Below are 22,648 nucleotides of genomic sequence, written 5' to 3' on the forward strand. Positions count from 1 at the left end.
ATCTTGCCGGAAGCGCGGGCAGACGCAACCGCGAATACGGTTGCAGGTCAGGCGCGCCGGTAATCCTCCAACACCTCGCCGCATTCCGCCAGTTCGGCTTCGTGGCTTTCCTCGCGCCATGCTTCATTCAGCGCTTCGGCTTCCCACTGCACCATCGCTGGATGGGCCAGCACGTGATCGACCCATGCCTGTCCCGCTCCTACGTTCAGCCCATAAGTGCGGACGCGGAAGGCGACCGGCGCAAAGAACGCATCAAGCGCGGTGAAGGTATCGCCCGCCAGCCACGGCCCGCCAAAGCGCGCCAGCCCTTCTTCAAAAATCTCGCGCACGCGGGCCACATCGCGCAACAGCGCCGCTCGCATTTCGCGGGGCTTGACCCGCACGCCGACATTCATCGTGCAATCATTGCGCAAGGCCGAAAATCCGCCGTGCATTTCTGTCACCGCGCACATGGCAAAGGCGCGCGCGGCGTCATCGGCAGGCCACACGCCCGGGTGCCGCTCAGCAAGATAGAGCGTGATGCCCAGTGAATCCCATACCGTCCTATCGCCATCGATCAGTATCGGCACTTGGCCGGTGGGAGAAAAGGCGCGGAATTCGTCGTAGTTGGAAGGCTTGGTGAACGGTTCGATCCGGTCTGCAAAGGCGATGCCCAGCGCTTTCATCAGCACCCACGGGCGCAAGGACCAGCTCGAATAGTTCCGGTTGGCGGTGATCAGGGTGTAGCTCATGGGGCGTGAACCTATGGGGCTTATGTCGTTTGCAAATTCGACAGGTTGGAAGCCCACCCCGCTGCGACTAATCTCGCCTCCGGCTCGATAAGTCTCGCTCCCCTCCCGCAGGCGGGAGGGGTTGGGGGTGGGTTTGCGATGCTTGCGTTTACAAGCGAGACCGGCGGCAAACCTAACGCCCCATGATCCACACGCAAGGCTGGAGCGTTACTTCGCCAGTTCCGCCTCGATCGCAGCCAGCAAGGCCGCGTCATCCGGCGCAACGCCCGGCGCAAATCGCGCGGCAACACTGCCATCGCGACCGATCAGGAACTTCTCAAAGTTCCACAGCACTTCGGGATCTTCGGTGGGCGTCATGCCATAGCCTTTGAGCTGCTCGCGGAACTCTGCGGCCGGGCCCTGCTTGGTGGGCGCAGCCTGCGTCAGCGCGGCATAGAGCGGCTGCTTGGCCGGGCCGGTCACATCGGCCTTGGCGAAGAGCGGGAACGAGACGCCATAGTTGAGCTTGCAGAACTCGGCGATTTCCTCGTGCGTGCCCGGTTCCTGCGCGCCGAAATCGTTGGCCGGAAAGCCCAGCACCTCGAAGCCGCTGTCGGCCTTGGCTTTGTACAGCGCTTCCAGCCCTTCGTACTGCGGGGTAAGGCCGCACTTGGAGGCCACGTTGACCACAAGCAGGACCTTGCCCGCATGATACCCGAGCGTGTCTGGGCTGCCGTCGATGCGGCTCAGTGGAATTGCGGTGAGTTCAGTAGCCATGGCGCATCCTCCTTTGTTGTCTTGGCTTATTCGACGTAGTGCGCGGTCGTCTTTGCACGCACTCCCTCAGGCGTGACGCCCGGCGCGCATTCGACCAGACGGAATGGCGACTGATGATCGATCCGCTGGAACACAGCCAGATCGGTCACGATCATGTCCACCACGCCGCGCCCGGTCAGCGGCAGGGTGCAGGCAGGGATGAACTTGGGACTGCCGTCCTTGGCCACATGTTCCATCACCACGATGATCTTCTTGACGCCTGCAACAAGGTCCATCGCGCCGCCCATGCCCTTGATCATCTTGCCGGGGATCATCCAGTTGGCGATATCGCCGTTTTCGGCCACTTCCATCGCGCCCAGCACGGTCAGGTCGATCTTGCCGCCCCGGATCATGGCGAATGATTGCGCGCTGTCGAAATAGGCGGAATGCGGCAGTTCGCTGATGGTCTGCTTGCCGGCATTGATCAGGTCGGCATCTTCCTCACCGGCATAGGGGAACGGGCCGATGCCCAGCATGCCGTTTTCCGATTGCAGCGTCACCGTCATGCCTTCGGGCACGTGATTGGCCACCAGCGTGGGGATGCCGATGCCAAGGTTCACGTAAAAGCCATCCTGCAGTTCGCGCGCGGCGCGTGCGGCCATTTCATCGCGGCTCCAGCCTGCTTTCAGCCCGTCATGCGTGGTCATGGTATTGGTCTTCCTGCGGATAATGAAAAGGCATCACTTGATCGGGGTCGGCACCAGAAACCAGCCCGCCCCGATATTCTGCTCCAGCGCCACGGCCACCGGGCCATCGGGATTGCGCAGATAATCGAACACTTCATCGAAATCAGACTTGCGGTCACCGGCGATGGCCAGCACGCACCAGTCTTCGTCGGCGCGCAACAGGATCTGCTGTTTGCGGGTTTCGTTCCGCCGCAGCAACAGCACCGGATCGATGCCCAGCGGATCCAGACCAGTGGCTTTCAGGATCGTGCCCAATTGCTTGGCCGATGTTTCGGGCAGGCTGGCAATCCATACCACCGCGGTGCCGGTGCCGCGGATCGCGCGCAGATATTCGGCAAGGCCCGGGGCGGGCGCTGGCGGATCGTTCAGATTGAACGGTTCGGTCCCGGTGTCCAGATCGATGAGCAATGCGGCACGCTGGTCCTTGCACGCAAGCATCCGGGGCACGGCTGCCAGCGAGGCTTGATCGAGCAGCGCCGACTTGCGACCGGCTTTTGCCCTTCCTCCGTCCGCGCCTTCATCTGCTGTCGACAGCACGAAAGCAGCCATGGTGGCATAGCCATCTTCGCTTCCGACCGGATCGGCTATGCCCTGACCAGAGGATATTGGGCTACCAGGCGTTTGCGGGATCGGAAGTGCAGGCAGGGGTGCCGCTGCTGCCAAAACGGATTCGGCAGGCGCGGCAGAAGGAGGGGGGGCGCTTACCGGAGATCCAGGCGTGCCTTGGCCGACAATGACGACAGGCTTTACCGGTACCTTTTCAGCAACCCTTGCCTTTGCAGACTTGCGGCCCAGAAGCTGCTTTCCGGTCAGCGTGCCGCCTGCGGCCAGCGGCACCAGCGCTACTGCCACGCATCCACCAAGCTGCGTTGCAAGCAGCGCCAGCGCAATCACCGTGGTCAGTGGGCGCCGGTCGTGCCTCATGCCACTTCGCGGTCCCGCACGGTGCGGAACTCGATCTTCTTGTCATAGGGTGCGCCCACGAACATGCGCTGCACATAGACACCGGGCAGGTGGATGCTGTCGGGATCAAGACTGCCTGCTGGCACCACTTCTTCCACTTCCACGATGCACACTTTGCCACAGGTGGCGGCAGGCACATTGAAATTGCGCGCGGTCTTGCGGAACACAACATTGCCGGTTTCGTCTGCCTTCCACGCCTTTACCAGCGCCAGATCAGCAAAGATGCCGCGTTCCAGCACGTACTCTTGCCCGTCGAAAACCTTGGTTTCCTTGCCCTCGGCCACAAGCGTGCCCACGCCGGTCTTGGTGTAGAAGCCGGGAATGCCAGCACCGCCAGCGCGCATCCGTTCGGCCAGCGTGCCCTGGGGTGAGAATTCCACTTCGAGTTCGCCCGAAAGATACTGGCGCTCGAACTCCTTGTTTTCGCCCACATAGCTGGCGATCATCTTCTTTACCTGCCGCGTGCGCAGCAGTTTGCCGATGCCTTCATTGTCGATACCTGCGTTGTTGGAGGCAAAGGTCAGGTCCTTTATCCCGCTATCGCGCACCGCATCCAGCAGCCGTTCGGGGATGCCGCACAGGCCAAACCCGCCACAGGCGATCAACAGGCCATCGCGCAGCAGGCCATCCAATGCGGTGGCGGCATCGGGATAAAGCTTCTTGGACATCGTTGAATTGCTCCCCTTGAGGGCACTTGCATTACGTGGTTCGGGCCAACACCCGGTTTGGTAACACACAGGGGCCAGAGAAAAACAAGTCTTGACCTGCGTTGCGGCGCAACATTCCCGTGTGGATGTTGCAATCGCAACAACGCGAACGAAGGCACCGCTGCGGGCAATGCCACCTTTGGTTCAATACGCCTCGGTCCGCGCGTGCAAGTGGGAGGGGGTCGGCGGTGGGCGTACGACGTCTGCGCTTGCAAATCACACCAGTTTGAAAAGGAAAGCCCAAAAAGAAAAGGGCGCCGTTTCCAGCACCCTTTTCGGCATCCTCTCCAAGATGCAATTCCGGTCTTAGCTACAATTATTCCTCAGGGCCACCAACATCGTCATGGCCATGATCATTTGCGGCATAAAGTTCTGCGCCCTTGCCCTGCATGTAGGGCATCGGGTTCACGGCTTCGCCGGAAACGCGGACTTCATAGTGGAGGTGCGGACCAGTGGAGCGGCCGGTGGAGCCGACATAGCCGATCACGTCACCCTTGCGGACCTGCTGGCCCTGCGCCACGGCGATGCGCGACATGTGGCCATAGCGGGTTTCCATCGCTGCGCCATGATCGAGCTGGACATAGAGGCCATAGCCGCCGAACCAGTCAGCCATTTCCACGACGCCATCAGCGGTGGCGCGGATCGGGGTGCCGGTGGGGGCAGAAAGATCGATGCCCTTGTGGGCGCGGCGGCCACCCAGCACGGGGTGGTTGCGCATGCCGTAACCGCTCGACAAGCGAGTTACGGCAACCGGCACCAGCGATGGGATCGAAACCCCTGCGCGGCGGGCGGTGGTGGCGGGCTTGGCCGAAGGCAGGATGCCGTTGTCAAGCTGCTGCCAGCTGGCGAAGAGGCGGCGGAATTCTTCGTCCCCGCGATCAGCCGATACGCCTGCCTTTGCAGCTTCGGCGGCGCGAAGCGGGGCGGCGATGTCTGCCGAGGCAGCGCTGTTGGCGAAAGCCGGAGCGGAGGAGAATGCGACAACTGCCGTAAGGGCGCTGAAGGCTGTCTTGAAGGTTTTGATGCTGAACAACATTACGACCTGTACGACCTTTTCTTTGCGTCCCGATCCGGCCTTTCTGGCCTGCTGGATCGGTGCGCTCTAAACCCCCGGTGCGACCCCGTTTGATGGCAGCTGGCAGGATGAAAACCGGCCGCCTTGGGAAGTATCAGAGTTGGTCGGAACCCCCCGCCATCTCGTGCATTGGGGTATGTAAGGCGCGTGGCGGGGTGGCAACCCCTGCCATCATTTCGCGCGACAAACCGGCTGAACGGCGCGCCGAGTCGTTGAACGGCGGCTTAACGGCGCCGTGAAAGTGGCGTGCGACCAGTGTTTTCCAAAGGTCAGGCGGGGATTCGCCACGGAGATGGCACACTGCGGTGAAATGCTTTGTGCCGAACCGCACATGCCGAATTTCATCGTCAACGATTCTCTGCAGGATACGCGCAGACCGTTCATCGCCAGCTGTCACAAACTTCGCCACGGTCATCGGCGTCACATCTAGCGCGCGGGCTTCCAGCACCATCGGCACGATCGCCAGCCGCGCTGCAACATCGTGCGCGGTATCGCGCGCGGCATCCCACAACCCGTCATGCGCGGGCATCGCACCGTAAAAGCTGCCCAGCGTCCGCAAACGGCGCGAGAGCAGGCCGAAGTGCATGGCCTCATCAGCGGCGACCGACAGCCAGTCATCGACGAATTCCCGCCCCATTCCAGCCCCAAACCGCCCGGCGGCATCCAGCGCGAGGTCAATCGCCACAAATTCAATGTGCGCCAGCGCGTGGAGCAGCGCGAGGCGGCCGTGCGCCGATCCGCGGCCGCGCTTGGGCATTGCTGCAGGTGCGAGCAGTTCGGGCTTTTCAGGGCGGGCAGGGGCGTCCGGCATCGCCACATCGAAGGTGAACGCCAGTTCTCCAACACGCCACTGCCGGACCAGTTCGCGGGTCTTCATGACCTTGGCGAACGGATCGGCGGTGAGCATGGTTTTGCGGATGGCTGCTGCGACCGAGGTGGCGTTCATGTGCGTCTAGGTGCTGCTAGGTGCATCTAGGTGTAGTTCAGAAATCACAGTGCTTTTGCCGCCGCCAGCACTTCGTCGGCGTGCCCTTTGACCTTTACCTTGTTCCACACTTGTGCAATTTTGCCAGCTGCATCAACCAGATAGGTTGTGCGCTCCATGCCCATATAGGTTTTGCCGTACATCGATTTTTCGGTCCAGATGCCCAGCGCATCGGACACGCCGCCTGTCTCGGCATCCGAAGCCAGCGGCGCGGTGAGGCCATGCTTTTCGGCAAACTTCACGTGCTTTTTGGGCGGGTCCTTGCTCACGCCCAAAACCGCGATGCCAGCGGCCTGAAAATCGGCGTAAAGGCTTGAAAAATCCTTGTTCTCAGTGGTGCAGCCGGGCGTATCGTCCTTTGGATAGAAAAACACGACCAGTGGCTTGCCCGCAAAGTCGGACACTTTGACCTGGCCATCATCGGGCGTCGTCATCGCAATATTCGGGAACGCCTCGCCCACTCCAATCCGCTCGCTCATCGTTCAATCTCCAGTTTTATATCAAACACTTGGCCCCAAGCCAGCGCCACGCATTGCCGCGCCTGCTGCACCGCATCGAGCAGCGCATCCCAGCTTTCCAGCCCGCACGCCCGCGCCACGATGCTGCGGCTGGCGGGCGGCGGGAACATGCCATCAGGGGCAACCAGCCGCACCACCACGAGCAAGCGCGCCAGCAGATCGTGCGCGGCACCGATGCCCTTGAGAAGAAGTGCTTTCTCTTCAAGCAGTTGCACCGCCATCCCAAGATCCGGCGTGCGCGCCACATGATCGCGCAATTGCAGGAAGTGGACCATGAATTCGATATCCACCAGCCCCCCGCGCGCCAGCTTTACATCCAGCGGCCCCTTGGGCGGTTTGTGCTCTGCCATTGTGCCCCGCATTTCAAGCACTTCGCTGCGCAGCTTGGCTTCGGCGCGGGGGCTTTCCTGCACGCGGGCGATGATCGCGGAAAGGGCCGCGCGGTCAGCCGCCGTGCCGAACAGCGGGCGGGCGCGGCACAGCGCCATATGCTCCCACGTCCAGGCATCTTTGCACTGATATTGCTCAAAACTTTCAAGGCTGACCGAGATCGGCCCCTGCGCGCCTGACGGTCGCAGCCGGGTATCCACCTCATACAAAGCGCCCGCAGCGGTCGGCACCGAAAGTGCGGCAATCACGCGCTGGGCAAGACGGTTGTAATAGAGCGTTGCGCCAAGCGGGCGGCGGCCATCGGATTCGGCGGCATGATCCCCGCTGAACAGGAACACCAGATCAAGGTCCGACGCATGGGTAAGCGCCGCGCCGCCAAGGCGGCCAAGGCCAAGAATGGCCAGATCGCTGCCGGGGACAACACCGTGGTTCAGTGTGAATTCGTCAATCGCCGCGCGGCCCAGCACTTCAATGGCGGCTTCGGCCACACGGCTGAGCGCGGCGGCGACTTCGAGAGGATCACGCCCTCCTATTTCACTTGGGCCTTCAATGAGTTGCACGCCCAGGGCAAAGCGCATTTCGCCCACGCGGATGCGCACGTTATCCAGCAGACGCTGGTAATCGTCACCCGCTTCACCGCGGGCAAGTTCGGCGGCGATTTCGGCAACAGTGCCCGGCAGATCAAAGGCTGAACGGTCTATCAGCGTATCGAGCAGGTCTGACCGGCGGGCCAGTTCATCGGCCAGCACCGGAGTGTGCGCCAGAATGCGCATGACCACGGCCAGCAGGCCGGGGCGGGCTTCGAGCAGGCGGAACACGTTGATCGCGCTGGGCAACCCGGCGAGCAACTGCTCCCACCGCAGCAGTGCCCGGTCGGGATCGGGGGCATCGGCCAGCGCGCGCAACAGGTGCGGGCGAATGCGGGCAAAGGCATCGCGCGCTTCGGCAGAGCGCAAGCAGCGATACTGACCACCCTCCCACGCATTTATGCGGTCTGCCAGAGCATCAGCCTGATCGAAGCCGAGTGTTTCGAGTTCGAGTTCGAGCGGGTTAGTTTCCACGGCGACTGCGCCGGTGGGGGCATAGGTTTCGATAAGCGTATCGAAGCGGCGACCGACCGTTTCGGAAATCTTGGCCAATTCCGCCACCAGCGCTGGGGCACCCGACAGGCCATCAAGCTTTGCCACGGCATCAAGCGCCTGCGCGTCTTGCGGTAGCGAATGCGTTTGCTGATCCCCCACCATTTGCAACCTGTGTTCCAGCGTCCGCAACCGGTCATAGCTTTGGCCCATGACAAAGGCGTCTTCGGTGCTGATGATGCCCGCATCGGCCAGCGCATCAAGGCTGGCGCGGGTGCCGCGCAGGCGCAGTGCGGGATTGCGGCCACCATGGATAAGCTGATGCGTTTGCGCGAAAAATTCGACCTCGCGGATACCGCCGCGCCCGCGCTTCAGATCATAGCCGGGGCCGATGGCCTGCCCTGCGGAATAGTGATCGCGGATGCGGGTGGTGAGCCGTCCGATCTCGGCAATCGCGCCGAAATCAAGGCTGCGTCGCCACACGAAGGGGCGGATCGTGTCAAGAAAGTCCTGCCCGGCGGTGACATCGCCCGATGCGGCGCGGGCACGGATGAAGGCGGCGCGCTCCCACGCCAAGGCGCTTGATTCATAGTGCGCGATTGCGCCTTCGAAAGGCAGGGCCAGCGGGCTGACTTCGGACGCGGGGCGCAGGCGCAGATCGACGCGGAAGACATAACCCTCGTCGGTCACCTCGGACATGAGTTGCATGATCGTGCGGGCAATGCGCTGTGCCGCATCGGCAGGATCGTCCCGCTCACGCCGGGGAAGCGTTTCGGGATCATAGAGCAGGATCGGGTCGATGTCGGACGAGTAGTTCAGTTCCTGCGCGCCGTGTTTGCCCAGCGCAATGGCGCTGAAGCCGACCGAGGGCGCATCGGGCATGCGGCGGCGGATGGCCGCAGCGATGGCGGCATCGAGTGAACGGTCGGCAAAGGCGGACAGTTCAGTGATCACGCGGGAAAGCGGGAAGGCTCCGGCAAGATCGCCGATGGCGATGACCAGCGCGAGCGCCAGTCGCTCACGCCGCAGCGCGACGGCGGTGTCGTTGATGCCATTGCCTGCTGCGCGGGCCTGAACCAAGGCCAGCTCCACATCGCCGGTAGCGAGCAGCGCTTCGAGCTCGGGCAGGCGATCCAATGCGCGCGAGAGGAACGGTGCGTGGCTGCGGGCGCGGACGAGGGCGTGGTTGAAATCGAACATTGCAATCAGCGATGCCCGCATTGGCGCGCGGCTTCAAGTCAGCTTGCGATGGCGGGGCCTGTCTGTCAGCAAGGGGCAGGGCTTTGGCCGATGATACTTTCGGGAGATTACCGATGGCTTTTCGCAAGACGTTTGGCGCGCTTTCTGCATCGGCTCTGGCGCTTTCGCTGGGAAGTGCCGCCTTTGCGATGGATGCTGGCAATGTTGTGCCGCCGGTGGATGAGGCGCTGATGCGCGAGGTGATCAAGACGCTTTCGGCAGATGATCTGGCGGGGCGCGGGCCGGCGAGTGCCGAAGAGAAGGCGACGCTGGATCTGATCGTGGCGCGGTTCAAGGCGGCGGGGCTGGAGCCGGGGAACAAAGGCAGCTGGTTTCAGGATGTGCCGACGGTTTCGATGACGGCTTCGGGGTTTTCGCCTTTGACCGTGAAAGGCGGCGGCAAGCCGCTGATGTTCTCACATGGTAAGGATTTCGTCGCGGGCAGTTATCGTGTGGTGCCCGAAACTTCGGTGAAGGACGCGGAACTGGTGTTCGTCGGCTATGGCGTGAATGCGCCGGAGCTGGGCTGGAACGACTATGCCGGAATCGACATGAAGGGGAAGGTGGCGGTGATCCTCGTCAACGATCCTGATTATGCGATGGAGAGCGAGGACGGGCCGTTCAGGGGGCGGCGCATGACCTATTACGGGCGCTGGACCTACAAGTTTGAGGAAGCGGCGCGGCAGGGGGCGGCAGGGGCGATTCTGGTGCATGACACGTTCCCGGCGGCTTATGGCTGGAACGTGGTGGAATCGAGCTGGTCGGGCGATCAGCACTTTGTGGCCACGCCCAATGATGCCGCGGACCAGACGGCGTTCAATTCGTGGATTCAGAAAGGCGCGGCGGAAAGCATTTTCAAGGCGGCGGGCAAGGATCTGGCGATGATGACGGCGGCGGCGGGGCAGAAGGGTTTCAAGCCGGTGCCATTGGGGTTGAAGGCCAGCTTGTCGTTCAAATCCGCAATCACACGGTCAACCTCACGCAACGTGGTCGGAATTCAGCCGGGGACGCAAGCGCCCGATGAATACGTGCTCTATTCGGCGCATTGGGACCATCTGGGGCGGTGCAAGCCCGATACCACTGGCGACAACATCTGCAACGGGGCGGTGGACAACGGCACCGGCATGGCCGCGCTGGTGGCGCTGGCGCAGATGAACAAGGCGGCGGGGCCTGCGCGGCGTACACAGGTCTATCTGGCGTGGACGCTGGAGGAATCGGGGCTGCTGGGGTCTGAGTATTACGCGCGCAACCCCTTGTTCCCACTGGCGCAGACGGTGGGCGGGGTGAATATCGATGCGTTGTATCCCGGTGGCGCTGCCCGCGATGTGGCGGTGTCGGGGGGTGACAAGTCTGAGCTGGCGGCGTTGCTGGGGCGCGTGGCGGGTGAACTGGAGTTGAAGACTGGGCCGGAGGATGCTTCGGAAAAGGGCTATTACTACCGGTCGGACCACTTCAGCCTGGCCAAGCGCGGCGTGCCGATGTTCTATGTGAAGCGCGGCACCGATCTGGTGGATGGCGGCGTTGCGGCTGGCAAGGCGCTGGCCGAAGACTATGTCGTGAACCGCTATCACCAGCCGAGCGATGAATATTCCGACGCCTGGGACATGCGCGGGATTGTGCAGGAAGTGGACCTCTATTACCGGCTGGGCCGCCCGCTGGCCGATGGTTCTGACTGGCCGAACTGGAACGCGGGCGATGAATTCCGCGCAATCCGGGACCAGAGCCGGGCTGCAGTTAAATAGGGAATTTGGGTTGATGACGCACTTCCGCATGCCGCCAGAGTGGCACCCGCAGGATTGGCTGTGGGTGGGCTTTCCGCATCTGGCGGAGGAATGGTCGGGCCTGATCGACAAGGCGCAGGAGCAGATTGCGGCCTTTGCCAGCGCGGTGGCCGACAGCGGGCAGGAAGTGCGGCTGGTGGTGCGCGATGCGGGCAATGAAATGCGCGCGCGGTCGCTGGTTTCGGCAAGCGTGACGCTGGAGCAGCGGACCTATGGCGATGTGTGGTTGCGCGATACCGGGCCGCTGGTGGTGCTGGATGGCGCGGGCGAGCGACGCGCGCGGTTGTTCGGGTTCAACGGTTGGGGCGAGAAGTACCTGATGCCTGGCGATCAGGAGATTGGCGCGGATCTGGCGGCGTCTGCTGGGCTTAAGGTTGGCGCGAAGGCGGACTGGATTCTGGAAGGCGGGGCGCTGGATGGCGATGGTACCGGGCTGGTGGCGACGACCGAGCAGTGTTTGCTGAACCCGAACCGCAATCCGCATCTTTCGCGTGCCGATCTGGAAGCGCGGTTGCTGCGGGATCTGGGGTATGATCGCGTACTGTGGCTGGGCGATGGGCTGATCAACGATCATACCGACGGGCATGTCGACAATCTGGCGCGGTTTGTCGGGCCGAACCGGCTGGCATTGCCGCGTGCGACCGGGCCGGGTGATCCGAATGCGGCGATCTATGCCGATGCCAGGGCGCGGGCGACAGATGCCGGGGTTGAGGTGGTTGAGGTGCCTTCGCCGGGGCTGATCGAATGGGCGGGCGTGGTGCAGCCTGCGAGCTACATGAACTTCGTGATTACCAGCCATCTGGTGGTGGTGCCGGTGTTTGGGTCACCACACGATGACGATGGCGTGGCCGCAATTGCGGAGCTGTTCCCGGACCGGGCGACAATTGGGTTGATGGGCGATGCGGTGCTGGCAGGTGGGGGCGGGTTCCACTGTGCGAGCCAGCAGATGCCTGCGGTTTCGGCGTGAAGGGACGTCCTACACTATCGTCGCCCGGGCTTGACCCGGGGTTGGGCTTTCTTTTTGCCAAAGCTGAAACCGCAACCAAGCCCAGCCCCGGATCAAGTCCGGGGCGACGAGTTTTGTTTGACTCGGATTAGCTGGCGAGTCTGAGGTTTGCGCTGGTCGCTTCCGCACCCGGCTGATCCGGCCAGATGCCGCGCGTGTCGTAGACCACCTTGCCGCTGCGTTCGGCCAGTGGGATGACTTTGAACACGTCGTGATCGACGAGGACGATAAGCACGTCGCAGTCTTCCAGTGCGGTATCGACATCGATCTGGACTGCGCCGGTCCCTTCGAATTCCTTGGGCAGCGCGCCCGCATAGGGTTCAACCACGTGGATGCGGCTGCCGAACTGGCGGGCGAGGCTGGCGGCGACGTAGCGGGCAGGGCTTTCGCGGAAATCGTCGATGTTTGCTTTGAAGGCGAGGCCGAGGCAGGCCACTTTGGCGTGGGGGTTGGCTTCTACCAGTTCCGCCGCTTTCTTCACAACGTGGTGCATCTTGCCGTCGTTGACGTTGCGCGCGGTGCGGATCAGCGGGGTTTGATCTGGCGCGCTCGACACGATGAACCACGGGTCCACCGCGATGCAGTGGCCGCCGACGCCGGGGCCGGGCTGCAGGATGTTGACGCGCGGGTGGCGGTTGGCGAGGCGGATGACTTCCCACACATCGAGGCCCATCTTGTCGGCCACCATCGACAGTTCGTTGGCGAACGCGATGTTGACGTCACGATAGGCGTTTTCGACCAGCTTGGTCATTTCGGCGCTGCGGGCATCGGTGGTGACGCAGGTGCCGCGCACGAAGCGCTTGTAGAAGGCCAGCGCCTTGCGCGCACAGCGGGGCGTGATGCCGCCGATGGAGCGATCGTTGTTGGTCAGTTCCTCAAGGATGCGACCGGGCAGGACGCGTTCGGGGCAATAGGCGATGGAGACGTCTGGCGTTTCGCGCGTGGTGCCGGGGAACTTCAGGTCGGGGCGCAGGCCGACCATCAGGTCGCGCATCTGTTCGGTGGTGCCGACGGGGGAGGTCGATTCGAGAATCACCGTGTCGCCCGCCTTCAACACGGCGGCGACTTGCGTGGCGGCGGACAGGACGTAGGAAATGTCGGGCGTGTGGTGGCCGTCCTTGGCGAACGGGGTGGGCACCGCGATCACGAAGACGTCTGCCGGTTCGATCTGGGTGGAGGCGCGCAGGAGGCCGCGCTGGACCACGCCGTGGACGAGGCCATCGAGATCGACTTCCTCGATGTGAATTTCGCCGCGATTGATCGTATCGACCACGTGTTGCGACACGTCGAGGCCGAGCACCTTGCAGCCCGCGCGCGCTATGATGGCAGCGGTTGGAAGTCCGATATAACCGAGGCCGACAACACAGACGTCCGGCTTCACATCACCCATCATTCGCCAGCAACTCCATGATTCGGCGCGATGTTTGCCCGTCTCCAAAGGGATTGTGGGCGCGCGCCATTGCCGCATAGGCAGCCTTATCGTCGAGCAGGGTGAAGATTTCGGAAACGATGGTGTCAACATCGGTGCCAACGAGCTTTGCGGTGCCTGCGGTGACGCCTTCGGGGCGTTCGGTGGTTTCACGCATGACCAGCACAGGCTTGCCAAGGGCAGGCGCTTCTTCCTGCACGCCGCCCGAATCGGTGAGCATGATTTCGGCGATGGAGAGCAGGCGCGCAAAGTGCGGGTAATCGAGCGGTTCGATCATCGCCACGTTGGGCAGGCCTGAGAGTGCGGCGTCCATCACCTTGCGCACGTTGGGGTTGGGGTGGACCGGGAAGATGAGCGCCACATCATCGCGCGCGGCGATGCGGCGGATGGCTTCGGCGATGTTTTCGAGGCCGCCGCCGAAGTTTTCGCGGCGGTGGCTGGTGACGCCGATGATGCGTTTTCCGACAAAGCGCGCTTCGATATCGGAAAGGCCTGAGGCCAGCGCCGGTTCGGCTTCAATCTTGGCGGTGACCCAGTGCAGCGCGTCGATCACGGTGTTGCCGGTGATGTGGACGGTGGCGGGATCGACGTTTTCCGCCAGAAGCGCGGCGGCGGAAACGTCTGTCGGTGCAAAATGCAGTTTGGCGATGGTGCCGATGATCTTGCGGTTCACCTCTTCGGGCCAGGGGTGATAGATGTTGTGGCTGCGCAGGCCTGCTTCGACATGGGCGACGGGCAGCTTGCGGTAGTAGGCGGCGAGCGCGCCGGACATGGCGGTGGCGGTATCGCCCTGCACCACGACCCAATCGGGATGCACCTCGTCCATCACTTTGCCAAGGCCAGTGAGCAGCGCGGCGGTGAGTGCATCTAGCGTCTGATCCGGGCGCATCAGATCTAGATCGTGATCGGGCTTGATGCCGGAAATTTCCAGCACCTGATCGAGAATGCCGCGATGCTGCGCCGAAACGCAGGTGACCACGCGGAAGCGCGGATCATCACGCAGCGCGTGGACCACGGGGAACATCTTTATCGCTTCGGGGCGGGTGCCGAACACCACGAGTATTGTCTTTGCCATAGTGGGTTCAATAATCCGCGAGTGTTAACTGTGAAATAAGAGGCTGGATTTAAGCATGGCTGCAAATGGCGCGGATGAGCGTCAACCATGAAAGGCCGTTTGCCCTGTGACTGTTCAGTTTCCGCCGCTTGCTCCTGCTTCTGCCCTTGGGCTTGATCCGCTGGTTTCAGCGAATACCCGCGTGGTTGTGCTGGGGCTGGGCTATGTCGGGCTGCCGCTGGCGGTGGCGCTGGCCAAACAGTTCTTCGTGACCGGGTTCGACATCGACACGCAGCGAATCGGTGAGCTTTCCGAAGGGCATGACCGCACGCGCGAGATCGAGCCCGAGCGGCTGGCGAAATCGAGCCTTGGGCTGATCAGCGATGCCAATGTGTGCCCGCCGAGTGACTTCTATATCGTGACCGTGCCCACGCCGATTGATGCGGCCAATCGCCCCGATCTGTGTCTGGTGGAGGCGGCTTCACGCACGGTGGGCAAGATGCTGCCATCTGCCGTGGCCGAGGGTCGCGCGCCGGTGGTGGTCTATGAAAGCACCGTCTATCCCGGCGTGACTGAAGACATTTGCGGGCCGATCCTTGAGCAGGTTTCCGGCCTGAAATGCGGGGTGGATTTCTTCCTTGGCTATAGCCCCGAACGCATCAACCCGGGTGACCGGGAGCATACCATCGACAAGATCACCAAGGTGGTTTCGGGCCAGACGCCCGAAGTGCTGGATCGCGTGGCCGACCTTTATGGCGCGATCACCAGCGGCGGCGTGTTCCGTGCAGCGTCGATCAAGGCGGCCGAGGCGGCCAAGGTGATCGAGAACGCGCAGCGCGATATCAATATCGCTTTCATGAACGAGATCACGCAGATTTTTTCCAAGATGGACCTGTCTGTCTGGGACGTGCTGGCGGCGGCGGGGACGAAGTGGAACTTCCTGCCCTTTACGCCCGGCCTTGTCGGCGGGCACTGCATCGGGGTCGACCCTTATTACCTGTCGGCGCGGGCCGAGGCGCTGGGGCATGACCCGCAGGTGATCCTTGCCGGGCGCGGCGTGAACGATGGCATGGCCAAGTGGCTGGCGGGTGAACTGCACGCACAGCGCGGCGGCAAGGCGGGCAGCGTGCTGGTGCTGGGGCTGACGTTCAAGGAGAACGTGCCCGATCTGCGCAATTCCAAGGTGGCCGATGTGATCGCGGAATTGCAGGCGCTGGGGCATCAGGTGGCGGTGCATGATCCGCACGCCGATGGGGCTGAAGCGCTGCTGGAATATGGGCTGCATCTGGCGGGCGATGCCTTTGAGCAGGTCTATGACATGGTGTTTCTGGCGGTGCCGCATAAGTATTACCTTGCCGCTGGGGCTGAGCGGATTGCGGCGCTGGTGGCTCCGGGGGGGACGCTGGCGGACCTCAAGGGTGTGCTGGGTGAGCGGGCTGATTGGCGGCTTTGAGCCTTTCCATCATACACTGCGCCCCCGCGAAGGCGGGGGCCTCAGGCGTGTTACGGAACGGTAGCTGAAAACGCCGGGTGTTACGCAAGGGTCGCGTAAACTGCCTGAGGCCCCCGCCTTCGCGGGGGAGCACGGACTTTTGAGTTTGTTGATTTTTGAAGGTAAGTTGCCAGCATGAAAGTCCTCGTTACCGGAGCCGCAGGCTTCATCGGTTATTCGCTCATCACCCGGCTGCTGGCGCGGGGGGACGAGGTTGTCGGCGTCGATGTGGTCAATGATTACTATGATCCGGCGCTGAAGGAAGCGCGGCTGGCGCGGTTGGTGGAGCAGGGGGGCAAGCGCTTCACCTTCTGCCGTACCGATTTTGCCGATTATCCCGCGCTGACCGCCGCGCTGGCGGACAAGCAGTTTGAACGCATCGTGCATCTCGGGGCGCAGGCGGGTGTGCGCTATTCTATCGAGAATCCCCATGCCTATGTGCAGGCCAATCTTGTTGGCCATCTGAACCTGCTGGAAGTGGCGCGGCATCGTGGGGCGGAGCATATGGTCTATGCCTCGTCCTCGTCGGTCTATGGCGGGAACACCAAGATGCCGTTCTCGGTGGAGGACCGGGTGGATCACCCGATGTCGCTCTATGCCGCCACCAAGAAGGCGGACGAGCTGATGAGCGAGACCTATGCGCACCTCTATCGCCTGCCGCTGACGGGGCTGCGGTTCTTCACCGTCTATGGTCCGTGGGGGCGGCCGGACATGATGATGTGGCTGTTTACCAAGGCGATTCTGGCGGGTGAGCCGATAAAGGTGTTCAACCACGGCGATATGTACCGCGATTTCACTTATGTGGACGATATCGTGAGCGGCGTGGTGGCCTGCCTCGACAATCCGCCGCCCGATGATGGCGCGGTGAAAGCGGGCGGCAGCGAAAAGCCGCACCGGCTTTACAACATCGGCAACCACAAATCCGAACACCTGATGAAAGTGATCGGCATTCTGGAGACCGAACTGGGCCGCAAGGCGGAGATGGAAATGCTCCCCATGCAACCGGGCGACGTGCGCCAGTCCTTTGCCGATATCGACGCGATTTCAGGCGATCTGGGGTATCGGCCGACGACCAGCATCGATGTGGGCGTGCCGAACTTTGTGCGGTGGTATAAGGAATTTCATGGGGTTTGAGGGGGTTGGTAAAGTGGCGATCTAGCGTCGCTGAAAATGGGAAGATGGCCCTTCAAGGATGATCACTCTCGACATTTCTGGCGTCAACCAGTTCTATAGGTTAAGCTGCTCATCATGAGTGACTATAGCTCCATTGGTGCGGCCCATTATGCTGAGGCTCACAAGGCAAAGCATAAATTACTCGCCGTGGCTTTGATGCTCGTTATTGCCCACTTGCTCGAAATAAAACCATCTGAGGGAGAAGTGGTTGGTTTAAAAATTTCGATCAAGGATCCAATAATAATATATGCAGGATTTTCTTTAGTTTATGGATATTATTTGTCGAAATTTTTGAGCGAGAGTCTTAACGCCCAAGCTCTTGTTCCAATTCGAGCTCGCAAGAGGAAAATCCGCCACGCTTTGGATGTCGCATGGCAAATGAGAATGCTAAGTAAGAAGGATAGGCAAGCGCCTTTTTCTCCGAAGAAATTAAAGTCAAATGCAAGGTTTTCTCTAAGATTAGACAACTTTTTCCTATTACCTTATCGATTTTGTGCTTCATTAATAGCGATATTTGCTTTTATTTATATGATTGATGATTTTATTGGAGTCGTTAAATATTTTGAGAATGATAGCGGGCTGCGTGACCGTTTTCCAAGTTTGTTGAAGCTGCTTCTTTAGTATTTGGCTTGCAATTGGGGGCGGAGTAACTGGTTTTAAAATACTCCTGATGTGCCAACTCAGAGGCCACAATGGATGTCGAGCCGAAGGCCAGTGCAGCTAAACAATTTCAGCATGACGAATCGGGGAGGGGTAGGGTGGTGCGATCCGGCGTGTCGGTTCCATGTGGGCCGCAGCCCTACCGCTCATCCGCAAAGGCCGACAAAAACCCGTAGCCCGTTGCTACCAGCCGCACGGGGCAGTCGAGGTCGGCCAGCATCGCGCGGGTGGTTTCGCGGTTGGTTATGATGGACCAGTTGGGGCGGGGCGCGGTTTTGGTTTGTTCGGAGATGGCCAGCGCGGCAAGGAGCGTGGTGGGGGAGGGTTCGCAGGTGGCGAGGCCTTCTCCGGCCAGAGCCGCCTCGGCAAAGCCCAGCGCGGCGGCGAGTTTGGTTTTTAGCGGGACATCGTCGATCATCGCCTGCCGGTGCTGGCTGAGGATGTCGGCGGTTTGCGGCTCTGCCGGTGCGCCATCGCGTTCCAGCACGGAGAGGCCGGGGGCCCACGCCTCGGGCGGGCAGAGGCGCTTTTCGGGGGTCATGGCCTCGAAGGGGCGGGCCTCCAGCGGGTAGATGCGGCAGATGCGCGGGCGCGCTTCGTAGTTGCCGCAGCGCATATCGGGCAGGAGGTGGGGGCAGGGGCCTTCGTGCCGGGCGACTAGGCGCAGGTTTATGCGGAACGGCACTTCGCCGACCACGGCGGGGAAGCTGGTGGCTTTGCGCCATTGGATGGCGGGATCGGCCTCGTCCTCGGCCCCGGTCCATGCCCAGCCTTCGGCCAGCAGATCGACCTGATGGCCATTGGCAGCCCAAGTTCGCGCTTCTTCGACCGATAAAGTCAGTCGCAAGTCATGGCAGCAGCGGCCGCATTGCGTACAGTCGAAGTGCAAGTCCATTCGCGCTGTAAAGCGCAATGTTTCAATTCAGGACAGTGAAGTTTTCACCGATGTGGACTTATAGTGTCTAAAGTTCGTGTCTCGACTTCGCTCGACACGAACGGATGTTGTTTGTTGATACCACAGGTTGGATGCCCACCCCGCTGCGACTAATTTCGCTTATCGCTCAATAAGTCTCGCTCCCCTCCCTCCTTCGACAGGCTCAGGATGAGCGGGAGGGGTTGGGGGTGGGTTCGCGCTGTCTGCGTGGGATCGAGCAAACAAAAAGCCCCGGCCTTTGCGGACCGGGGCTTTTGCTGTTCGATGTGCGTCAGATCAGAAGCGCACGCCCAGCGTGACGTTCCATGTGCGCGGATCGCCGTAGTAGACCGTCTGGATATTGCCGACCGAGCTGAATTCCTGCCCGTCGGTCTTGTAGAGCGTGTTGCCCACGTTGCGCAGGGTGCCGCGCAGGTAGAACTTGTCGAAATCCACCTGGGCGAAGAGATTGCCCAGCCAGTAGCCGTCTTCGGTAAGGCCGGGGCGGTTGTCGACCGAGAGGAACTGCTTGTCGACGAAGCGGGCATCGCCGCCGAGCGTGAGCGAAGCCTCACCCAGCGGAATGCGGTATTCACCGCCGAGGCGCAGGGTGAGCGGCGGAGCGAAGGCAGGGCGGCAGGTGATGGCGTTGCCGGTGGGGTTGCAGCTGAAGGCCGCGCCGCCTGCGGGCGGAAGGCGGCGCGGGTCGTTGAACTCCTTGTAGTCTGCATCGAGGTATCCGACCGAGGCGAACAGTGTGACCGGGGTGGCCGGGCGCACTGTCATGTCGAATTCGAAACCCTGAATGCGCAGCTTGCCCGCGTTGAGCACGGGGAAGGCTCCGCCAAGGCCGACATTGGTGCCATTGCCGACGCGCGCCTGAAAGTTGTTGTAATCCGAATAGAACGCAGCGGCTGACAGATTGACCTTGCCATCAAGGAAGCTGCCCTTGGCGCCTGCTTCATACGTCCACACGGTTTCGGGATCGAAGCTGGGCGTGACGGTGGTGACGCCGTTTACCGTAACCGAGATATCGCCGTTCGAATTGACGCGGCCGTTGAAGCCGCCTGCCTTGAAGCCACGGCTGGCCGAGGCATAGAGCAGGGTATCGTCGGTGGGCTTGTACGACAGGCTGACCATCGGGGTCCACGCATCGTACGTCACGTCATCATCGCCGGTGAAGGGCGCGGGCAGGTTGTCTGGGAAGCAATAGCGCAACCCGTTCAGCGCGCCGAGCGTTGACGCGGTGGTGGTGCAGCGGTTGTAGGTCTTGGTTTCGCGCGTGTAGCGCAGGCCTGCGGTGAGCGAGAGCTGTTCAGTGAAATCATAGGTCAGCTGGCCGAAGGCGGCGTAGCTTTTGGTCACCTGCTTGTCGTCAATCGTACGCAGGAAGGTGATCGGGCCGCCGAAGAAGCCGAACAGATCATCGGCATAGGCTTCCTGCCGCGAGCTGACGTTTTCATTGAGGTAATAGACGCCGAACACGCCCTTAAGCTGATCGGAATCGTACTTCAGCTGCAGTTCCTGGCTGAACTGGTTCTGCCGGGTGCCTACGAAGACATCGCCCACTTCGAACTGCGTGGCATCGATATCGATGAAGAAATCGGTCTTCAGCTTGCGATAGGCGGTGATCGAAGTCAGCTGGACGTTGTCGGTCAAGTCAACGTTGATCGTGCCCGAAACGCCCCAGTGATCGAGCTTCTGGCCCTGATCGGGGGTGAGGCTGGTGGAGGCGCGGAAATCGTAGGGGCCATAGGGATTGGCAGGGGCGAGCGTGACTGCGCCAAGGCCGAAATCGGTGCGCACAAGCGGGGCGGTGAGATAGCCCAGCGTGGCGGCGTTGCGCTGGCGGGTGTAATCGCCCGAGATCAGCACTTCGACCGTGTCAGTCGCCTGCGCGCGCAGCGTGGCGCGGCCAGCGAGGTTGTTGCGATCGTTGTAGCGGCGGCCGGTGCGCGGATCGGTGACGATGCCTTCGCGGTCATCATAGACGCCTGCGACCGACAGCGCGACCTTGTCTGTCACCAGCGGGGCCGAAACATAGCCCTTGGCGGTCACTTCATCGAACTTGCCATAGCCGATCGACGCTTCGCCGCGCAGGGTGTTCAGGTCCGGCTTCTTGGACACGACGTTGACCGCGCCGCCGATGGTGTTCTTGCCATAGAGCGTGCCCTGCGGGCCGCGCAGCACTTCGACGCGCTGAACATCGAACAGGTTGAGCAGCGCGCCCTGGATGCGACTGAGGTAGACGCCATCGACATAGACGCCGACCGCGGGATCGAAGGTTTGCAGCGCATCGGGCTGGCCGATGCCGCGGATGTAGAAGTTGGCGCTGCTGGCCGAACCGCGGCCCTGCACGATGTTCACGTTGGGGATCGCGCCCTGAACCGAGGCGAGATCGCGACCGCCCAGCTTTTCGAGCGATTCGGTGCTGACGACCGAGATGGCGATTGGCACGTCGAGCAGGCGCTCTTCGCGGCGGCGGGCGATGACGAGGATTTCGCCGCTGGCGGCATCGCCCCCGTCTTCAACTGCTGCGTCTTCAACGGCGGCGGGGGTTTCCTGCGCGAAGGCTGGGACGGCGGGCAGCGCAAACAGAGCGGCAGTTGCGGCCAAGGCGGCGCGCGTGGAAATTCGGGTCATGGTTCAGGCTCCCTCTCGCGGACTGCTTCGACCGCATGAGAGCTTCATTATTGAAAGTTGAACCACCTTTCAACTTCTCGTTGTGATGATCGACTTTCGCAGCTAACAATCGTGGCGAAATGGCAACAGGCTGGGTAGGAGCAGGGGTTGCCGGGGGAGAGTTTGATGGCGGAGATGAGCGCTGCCAGTCCGGGCAAAGTGCCGCGTACCGCGCGCGGGCGCGAAACGCTGCGCCGCCTGCTCGATGCGGCGGCGGCGGAATTTGGCGAGCGTGGGTTTCACGAAGCCTCGGTGAGCGGGATCACGCGGCGGGCAGGGACCGCGCTGGGCAGCTTCTACACCTATTTCGACTCGAAGGACGCGATCTTCACTGCGCTGGTGCGCGATATGTCGGCCCGCGTGGCGACCACGGCAGCGGCGGCGGTGAGCGAGGGGGCGACGGGGCTGCAGCGTGAGCGCGAGGCGCTGGCAGGGTTCCTGCACTTTGCGCGCGAGCACAAGGAAATCTACCGCATCATCGACGAGGCCGAATTCGCCGACCCGGCCAGCTACCGCGCACACTACGAAGGCACCGCCACCCGCATCGCCGCGCGTCTGGCCGAAGGGGTTCAGGCAGGCGTGATGCGCGATGGGCAGCAGGACGTGCGCGCCTGGGCGATCATGGGCATGAACGTATTCCTGGGCCTGCGCTTCGGCGTGTGGGACGATGCGCGGCCAGTGGAGGAGATTGCCGAGGTGGCGGCGGATTTGCTGGGTGAGGGGTTGGGGGTGCGGTAGGGTTTGGGGTGAGGCAGACAACTCCCCGAACAAACAAATCGTCGCCCCGTGCTTGACACGGGGCTTGGCTTCCCTTGCGGTTAACGTGACGGCTTGATGGAAAACGCGAGCCTCACCGCAGTTTCAAAGGAAAGCGGGACCCCGGGTCAAGCCCGGGGTGACGACGTATTTTGAGCAATCTGAACTTGCGGTTTTGCGGCTGATTGTGGGTGGGTAGCGGATATCTGATCAATGAGGCACATCCTGCGTTCGATGGCGGACAACCAACCAGTAGCCGCCAATCACGAGTGCGACTGAGACCGAAATGGCAAGGACGATCAATCGATCCAATCCGCCCGCCTTCATGCCTTCACCGAAAAGCAAGACACTGACCATCAGTCCCCAATATGTAAGCCCCCACATCGCAACCAATGCCAAAAGCACACTTGTAGGTCGTGGCCACATGCTACGCGAGCAGCGGTTCGCTTCAAGGCGCAGAAGAATGGCCAAAGCGAGTGGCCCGCAGAGTAGCGCAATAGGGAACAGCGGATCAAACATCCGCCAGATTTGGAC

20 protein-coding genes are annotated in these 22,648 nt (G+C 62.0%); 6 read left to right on the top strand and 14 right to left on the bottom strand.

Annotation, left to right across the window (positions count from 1 at the left end):
• Positions 1–47 precede the first annotated feature (47 nt).
• The 9 genes from AC2A1F_RS11030 to glnE all read right to left on the bottom strand — a co-directional run bounded on the left by AC2A1F_RS11030 (position 48) and on the right by glnE (position 9,129).
• Positions 48–731: a glutathione S-transferase family protein gene (locus tag AC2A1F_RS11030; RefSeq protein WP_484208794.1), complete on the bottom strand. Its 684-nt coding sequence runs from the start codon at positions 729–731 to the stop codon at positions 48–50.
• A 207-nt stretch (positions 732–938) separates the two neighbouring features.
• A complete protein-coding gene (locus AC2A1F_RS11035; RefSeq protein ID WP_484208795.1) occupies positions 939–1,487 on the bottom strand; it encodes a glutathione peroxidase in 549 nt (182 codons plus the stop codon).
• Between the two features lie 26 nt (positions 1,488–1,513).
• Positions 1,514–2,173 (bottom strand): CoA transferase subunit B, encoded by a 660-nt coding sequence (locus AC2A1F_RS11040; protein ID WP_484208796.1) that lies wholly within the window; start codon positions 2,171–2,173, stop codon positions 1,514–1,516.
• Between the two features lie 33 nt (positions 2,174–2,206).
• Positions 2,207–3,136, bottom strand: coding sequence for a hypothetical protein (locus tag AC2A1F_RS11045; RefSeq protein WP_484208797.1), 930 nt, complete (start codon positions 3,134–3,136; stop codon positions 2,207–2,209).
• Positions 3,133–3,843 (bottom strand): CoA transferase subunit A, encoded by a 711-nt coding sequence (locus AC2A1F_RS11050; RefSeq protein WP_484208798.1) that lies wholly within the window; start codon positions 3,841–3,843, stop codon positions 3,133–3,135. The genes AC2A1F_RS11045 and AC2A1F_RS11050 overlap by 4 nt, the downstream gene beginning before the upstream one ends.
• A gap of 355 nt (positions 3,844–4,198) precedes the next feature.
• Positions 4,199–4,918 (bottom strand): M23 family metallopeptidase, encoded by a 720-nt coding sequence (locus AC2A1F_RS11055; protein WP_484208799.1) that lies wholly within the window; start codon positions 4,916–4,918, stop codon positions 4,199–4,201.
• Between the two features lie 133 nt (positions 4,919–5,051).
• Positions 5,052–5,903 carry a ferritin-like domain-containing protein gene (locus AC2A1F_RS11060; protein WP_484208800.1) on the bottom strand — a complete coding sequence of 284 codons (852 nt, stop codon included), beginning with the start codon at positions 5,901–5,903 and terminating at the stop codon, positions 5,052–5,054.
• 44 nt (positions 5,904–5,947) lie between these two features.
• A complete protein-coding gene (locus AC2A1F_RS11065; RefSeq protein WP_484208801.1) occupies positions 5,948–6,421 on the bottom strand; it encodes a peroxiredoxin in 474 nt (157 codons plus the stop codon).
• Entirely contained in the window at positions 6,418–9,129 is a 2,712-nt protein-coding gene (glnE, locus tag AC2A1F_RS11070; RefSeq protein ID WP_484208802.1) for a bifunctional [glutamate--ammonia ligase]-adenylyl-L-tyrosine phosphorylase/[glutamate--ammonia-ligase] adenylyltransferase, read from the bottom strand. The genes AC2A1F_RS11065 and glnE overlap by 4 nt, the downstream gene beginning before the upstream one ends.
• 113 nt (positions 9,130–9,242) lie before the next feature.
• On the opposite strand from glnE, the gene AC2A1F_RS11075 reads away from it, so the two are divergent.
• Both AC2A1F_RS11075 and AC2A1F_RS11080 read left to right on the top strand, forming a co-directional pair.
• A complete protein-coding gene (locus AC2A1F_RS11075) occupies positions 9,243–10,910 on the top strand; it encodes a M28 family metallopeptidase (RefSeq protein ID WP_484208803.1) in 1,668 nt (555 codons plus the stop codon).
• 13 nt (positions 10,911–10,923) lie between these two features.
• On the top strand, positions 10,924–11,916 hold the full coding sequence (locus tag AC2A1F_RS11080; RefSeq protein ID WP_484208804.1) for an agmatine deiminase family protein: 993 nt from the start codon (positions 10,924–10,926) through the stop codon (positions 11,914–11,916).
• Positions 11,917–12,043: 127 nt separating this feature from the next.
• Here AC2A1F_RS11080 and wecC read toward each other — a convergent pair whose 3' ends face one another.
• Entirely contained in the window at positions 12,044–13,348 is a 1,305-nt protein-coding gene (gene wecC / locus AC2A1F_RS11085; protein WP_484208805.1) for a UDP-N-acetyl-D-mannosamine dehydrogenase, read from the bottom strand.
• The gene (gene wecB / locus AC2A1F_RS11090; protein ID WP_484208806.1) at positions 13,338–14,459 is read right to left on the bottom strand and encodes a non-hydrolyzing UDP-N-acetylglucosamine 2-epimerase; all 1,122 of its coding nucleotides are present in this window, start codon (positions 14,457–14,459) and stop codon (positions 13,338–13,340) included. Before wecB ends, wecC begins: the two co-directional genes overlap by 11 nt.
• Before the next feature lie 106 nt (positions 14,460–14,565).
• On the opposite strand from wecB, the gene AC2A1F_RS11095 reads away from it, so the two are divergent.
• The 3 genes from AC2A1F_RS11095 to AC2A1F_RS11105 all read left to right on the top strand — a co-directional run bounded on the left by AC2A1F_RS11095 (position 14,566) and on the right by AC2A1F_RS11105 (position 17,724).
• Complete coding sequence (locus tag AC2A1F_RS11095; RefSeq protein ID WP_484208807.1) at positions 14,566–15,891, top strand: nucleotide sugar dehydrogenase; 1,326 nt, start codon at positions 14,566–14,568, stop codon at positions 15,889–15,891.
• A gap of 174 nt (positions 15,892–16,065) precedes the next feature.
• Positions 16,066–17,064 (top strand): SDR family NAD(P)-dependent oxidoreductase, encoded by a 999-nt coding sequence (locus AC2A1F_RS11100; RefSeq protein WP_484208808.1) that lies wholly within the window; start codon positions 16,066–16,068, stop codon positions 17,062–17,064.
• Positions 17,065–17,178: 114 nt separating this feature from the next.
• Complete coding sequence (locus AC2A1F_RS11105; protein ID WP_484208809.1) at positions 17,179–17,724, top strand: hypothetical protein; 546 nt, start codon at positions 17,179–17,181, stop codon at positions 17,722–17,724.
• Between the two features lie 178 nt (positions 17,725–17,902).
• Here AC2A1F_RS11105 and AC2A1F_RS11110 read toward each other — a convergent pair whose 3' ends face one another.
• Together AC2A1F_RS11110 and AC2A1F_RS11115 are read right to left on the bottom strand one after the other, a co-directional pair.
• Positions 17,903–18,658, bottom strand: a complete 756-nt coding sequence (locus AC2A1F_RS11110; RefSeq protein ID WP_484208810.1) for a YkgJ family cysteine cluster protein — start codon at positions 18,656–18,658, stop codon at positions 17,903–17,905.
• A gap of 315 nt (positions 18,659–18,973) precedes the next feature.
• Complete coding sequence (locus AC2A1F_RS11115; RefSeq protein ID WP_484208811.1) at positions 18,974–21,319, bottom strand: TonB-dependent receptor; 2,346 nt, start codon at positions 21,317–21,319, stop codon at positions 18,974–18,976.
• A gap of 165 nt (positions 21,320–21,484) precedes the next feature.
• Here AC2A1F_RS11115 and AC2A1F_RS11120 point away from each other — a divergent pair, with 165 nt between their 5' ends.
• Positions 21,485–22,096, top strand: coding sequence for a TetR/AcrR family transcriptional regulator (locus AC2A1F_RS11120; RefSeq protein WP_484208812.1), 612 nt, complete (start codon positions 21,485–21,487; stop codon positions 22,094–22,096).
• A 228-nt stretch (positions 22,097–22,324) separates the two neighbouring features.
• Here AC2A1F_RS11120 and AC2A1F_RS11125 read toward each other — a convergent pair whose 3' ends face one another.
• Complete coding sequence (locus AC2A1F_RS11125; RefSeq protein ID WP_484208813.1) at positions 22,325–22,633, bottom strand: hypothetical protein; 309 nt, start codon at positions 22,631–22,633, stop codon at positions 22,325–22,327.
• Positions 22,634–22,648: the final 15 nt, after the last annotated feature.

Source organism: Novosphingobium sp. HNCC26BN242 (assembly GCF_057180525.1).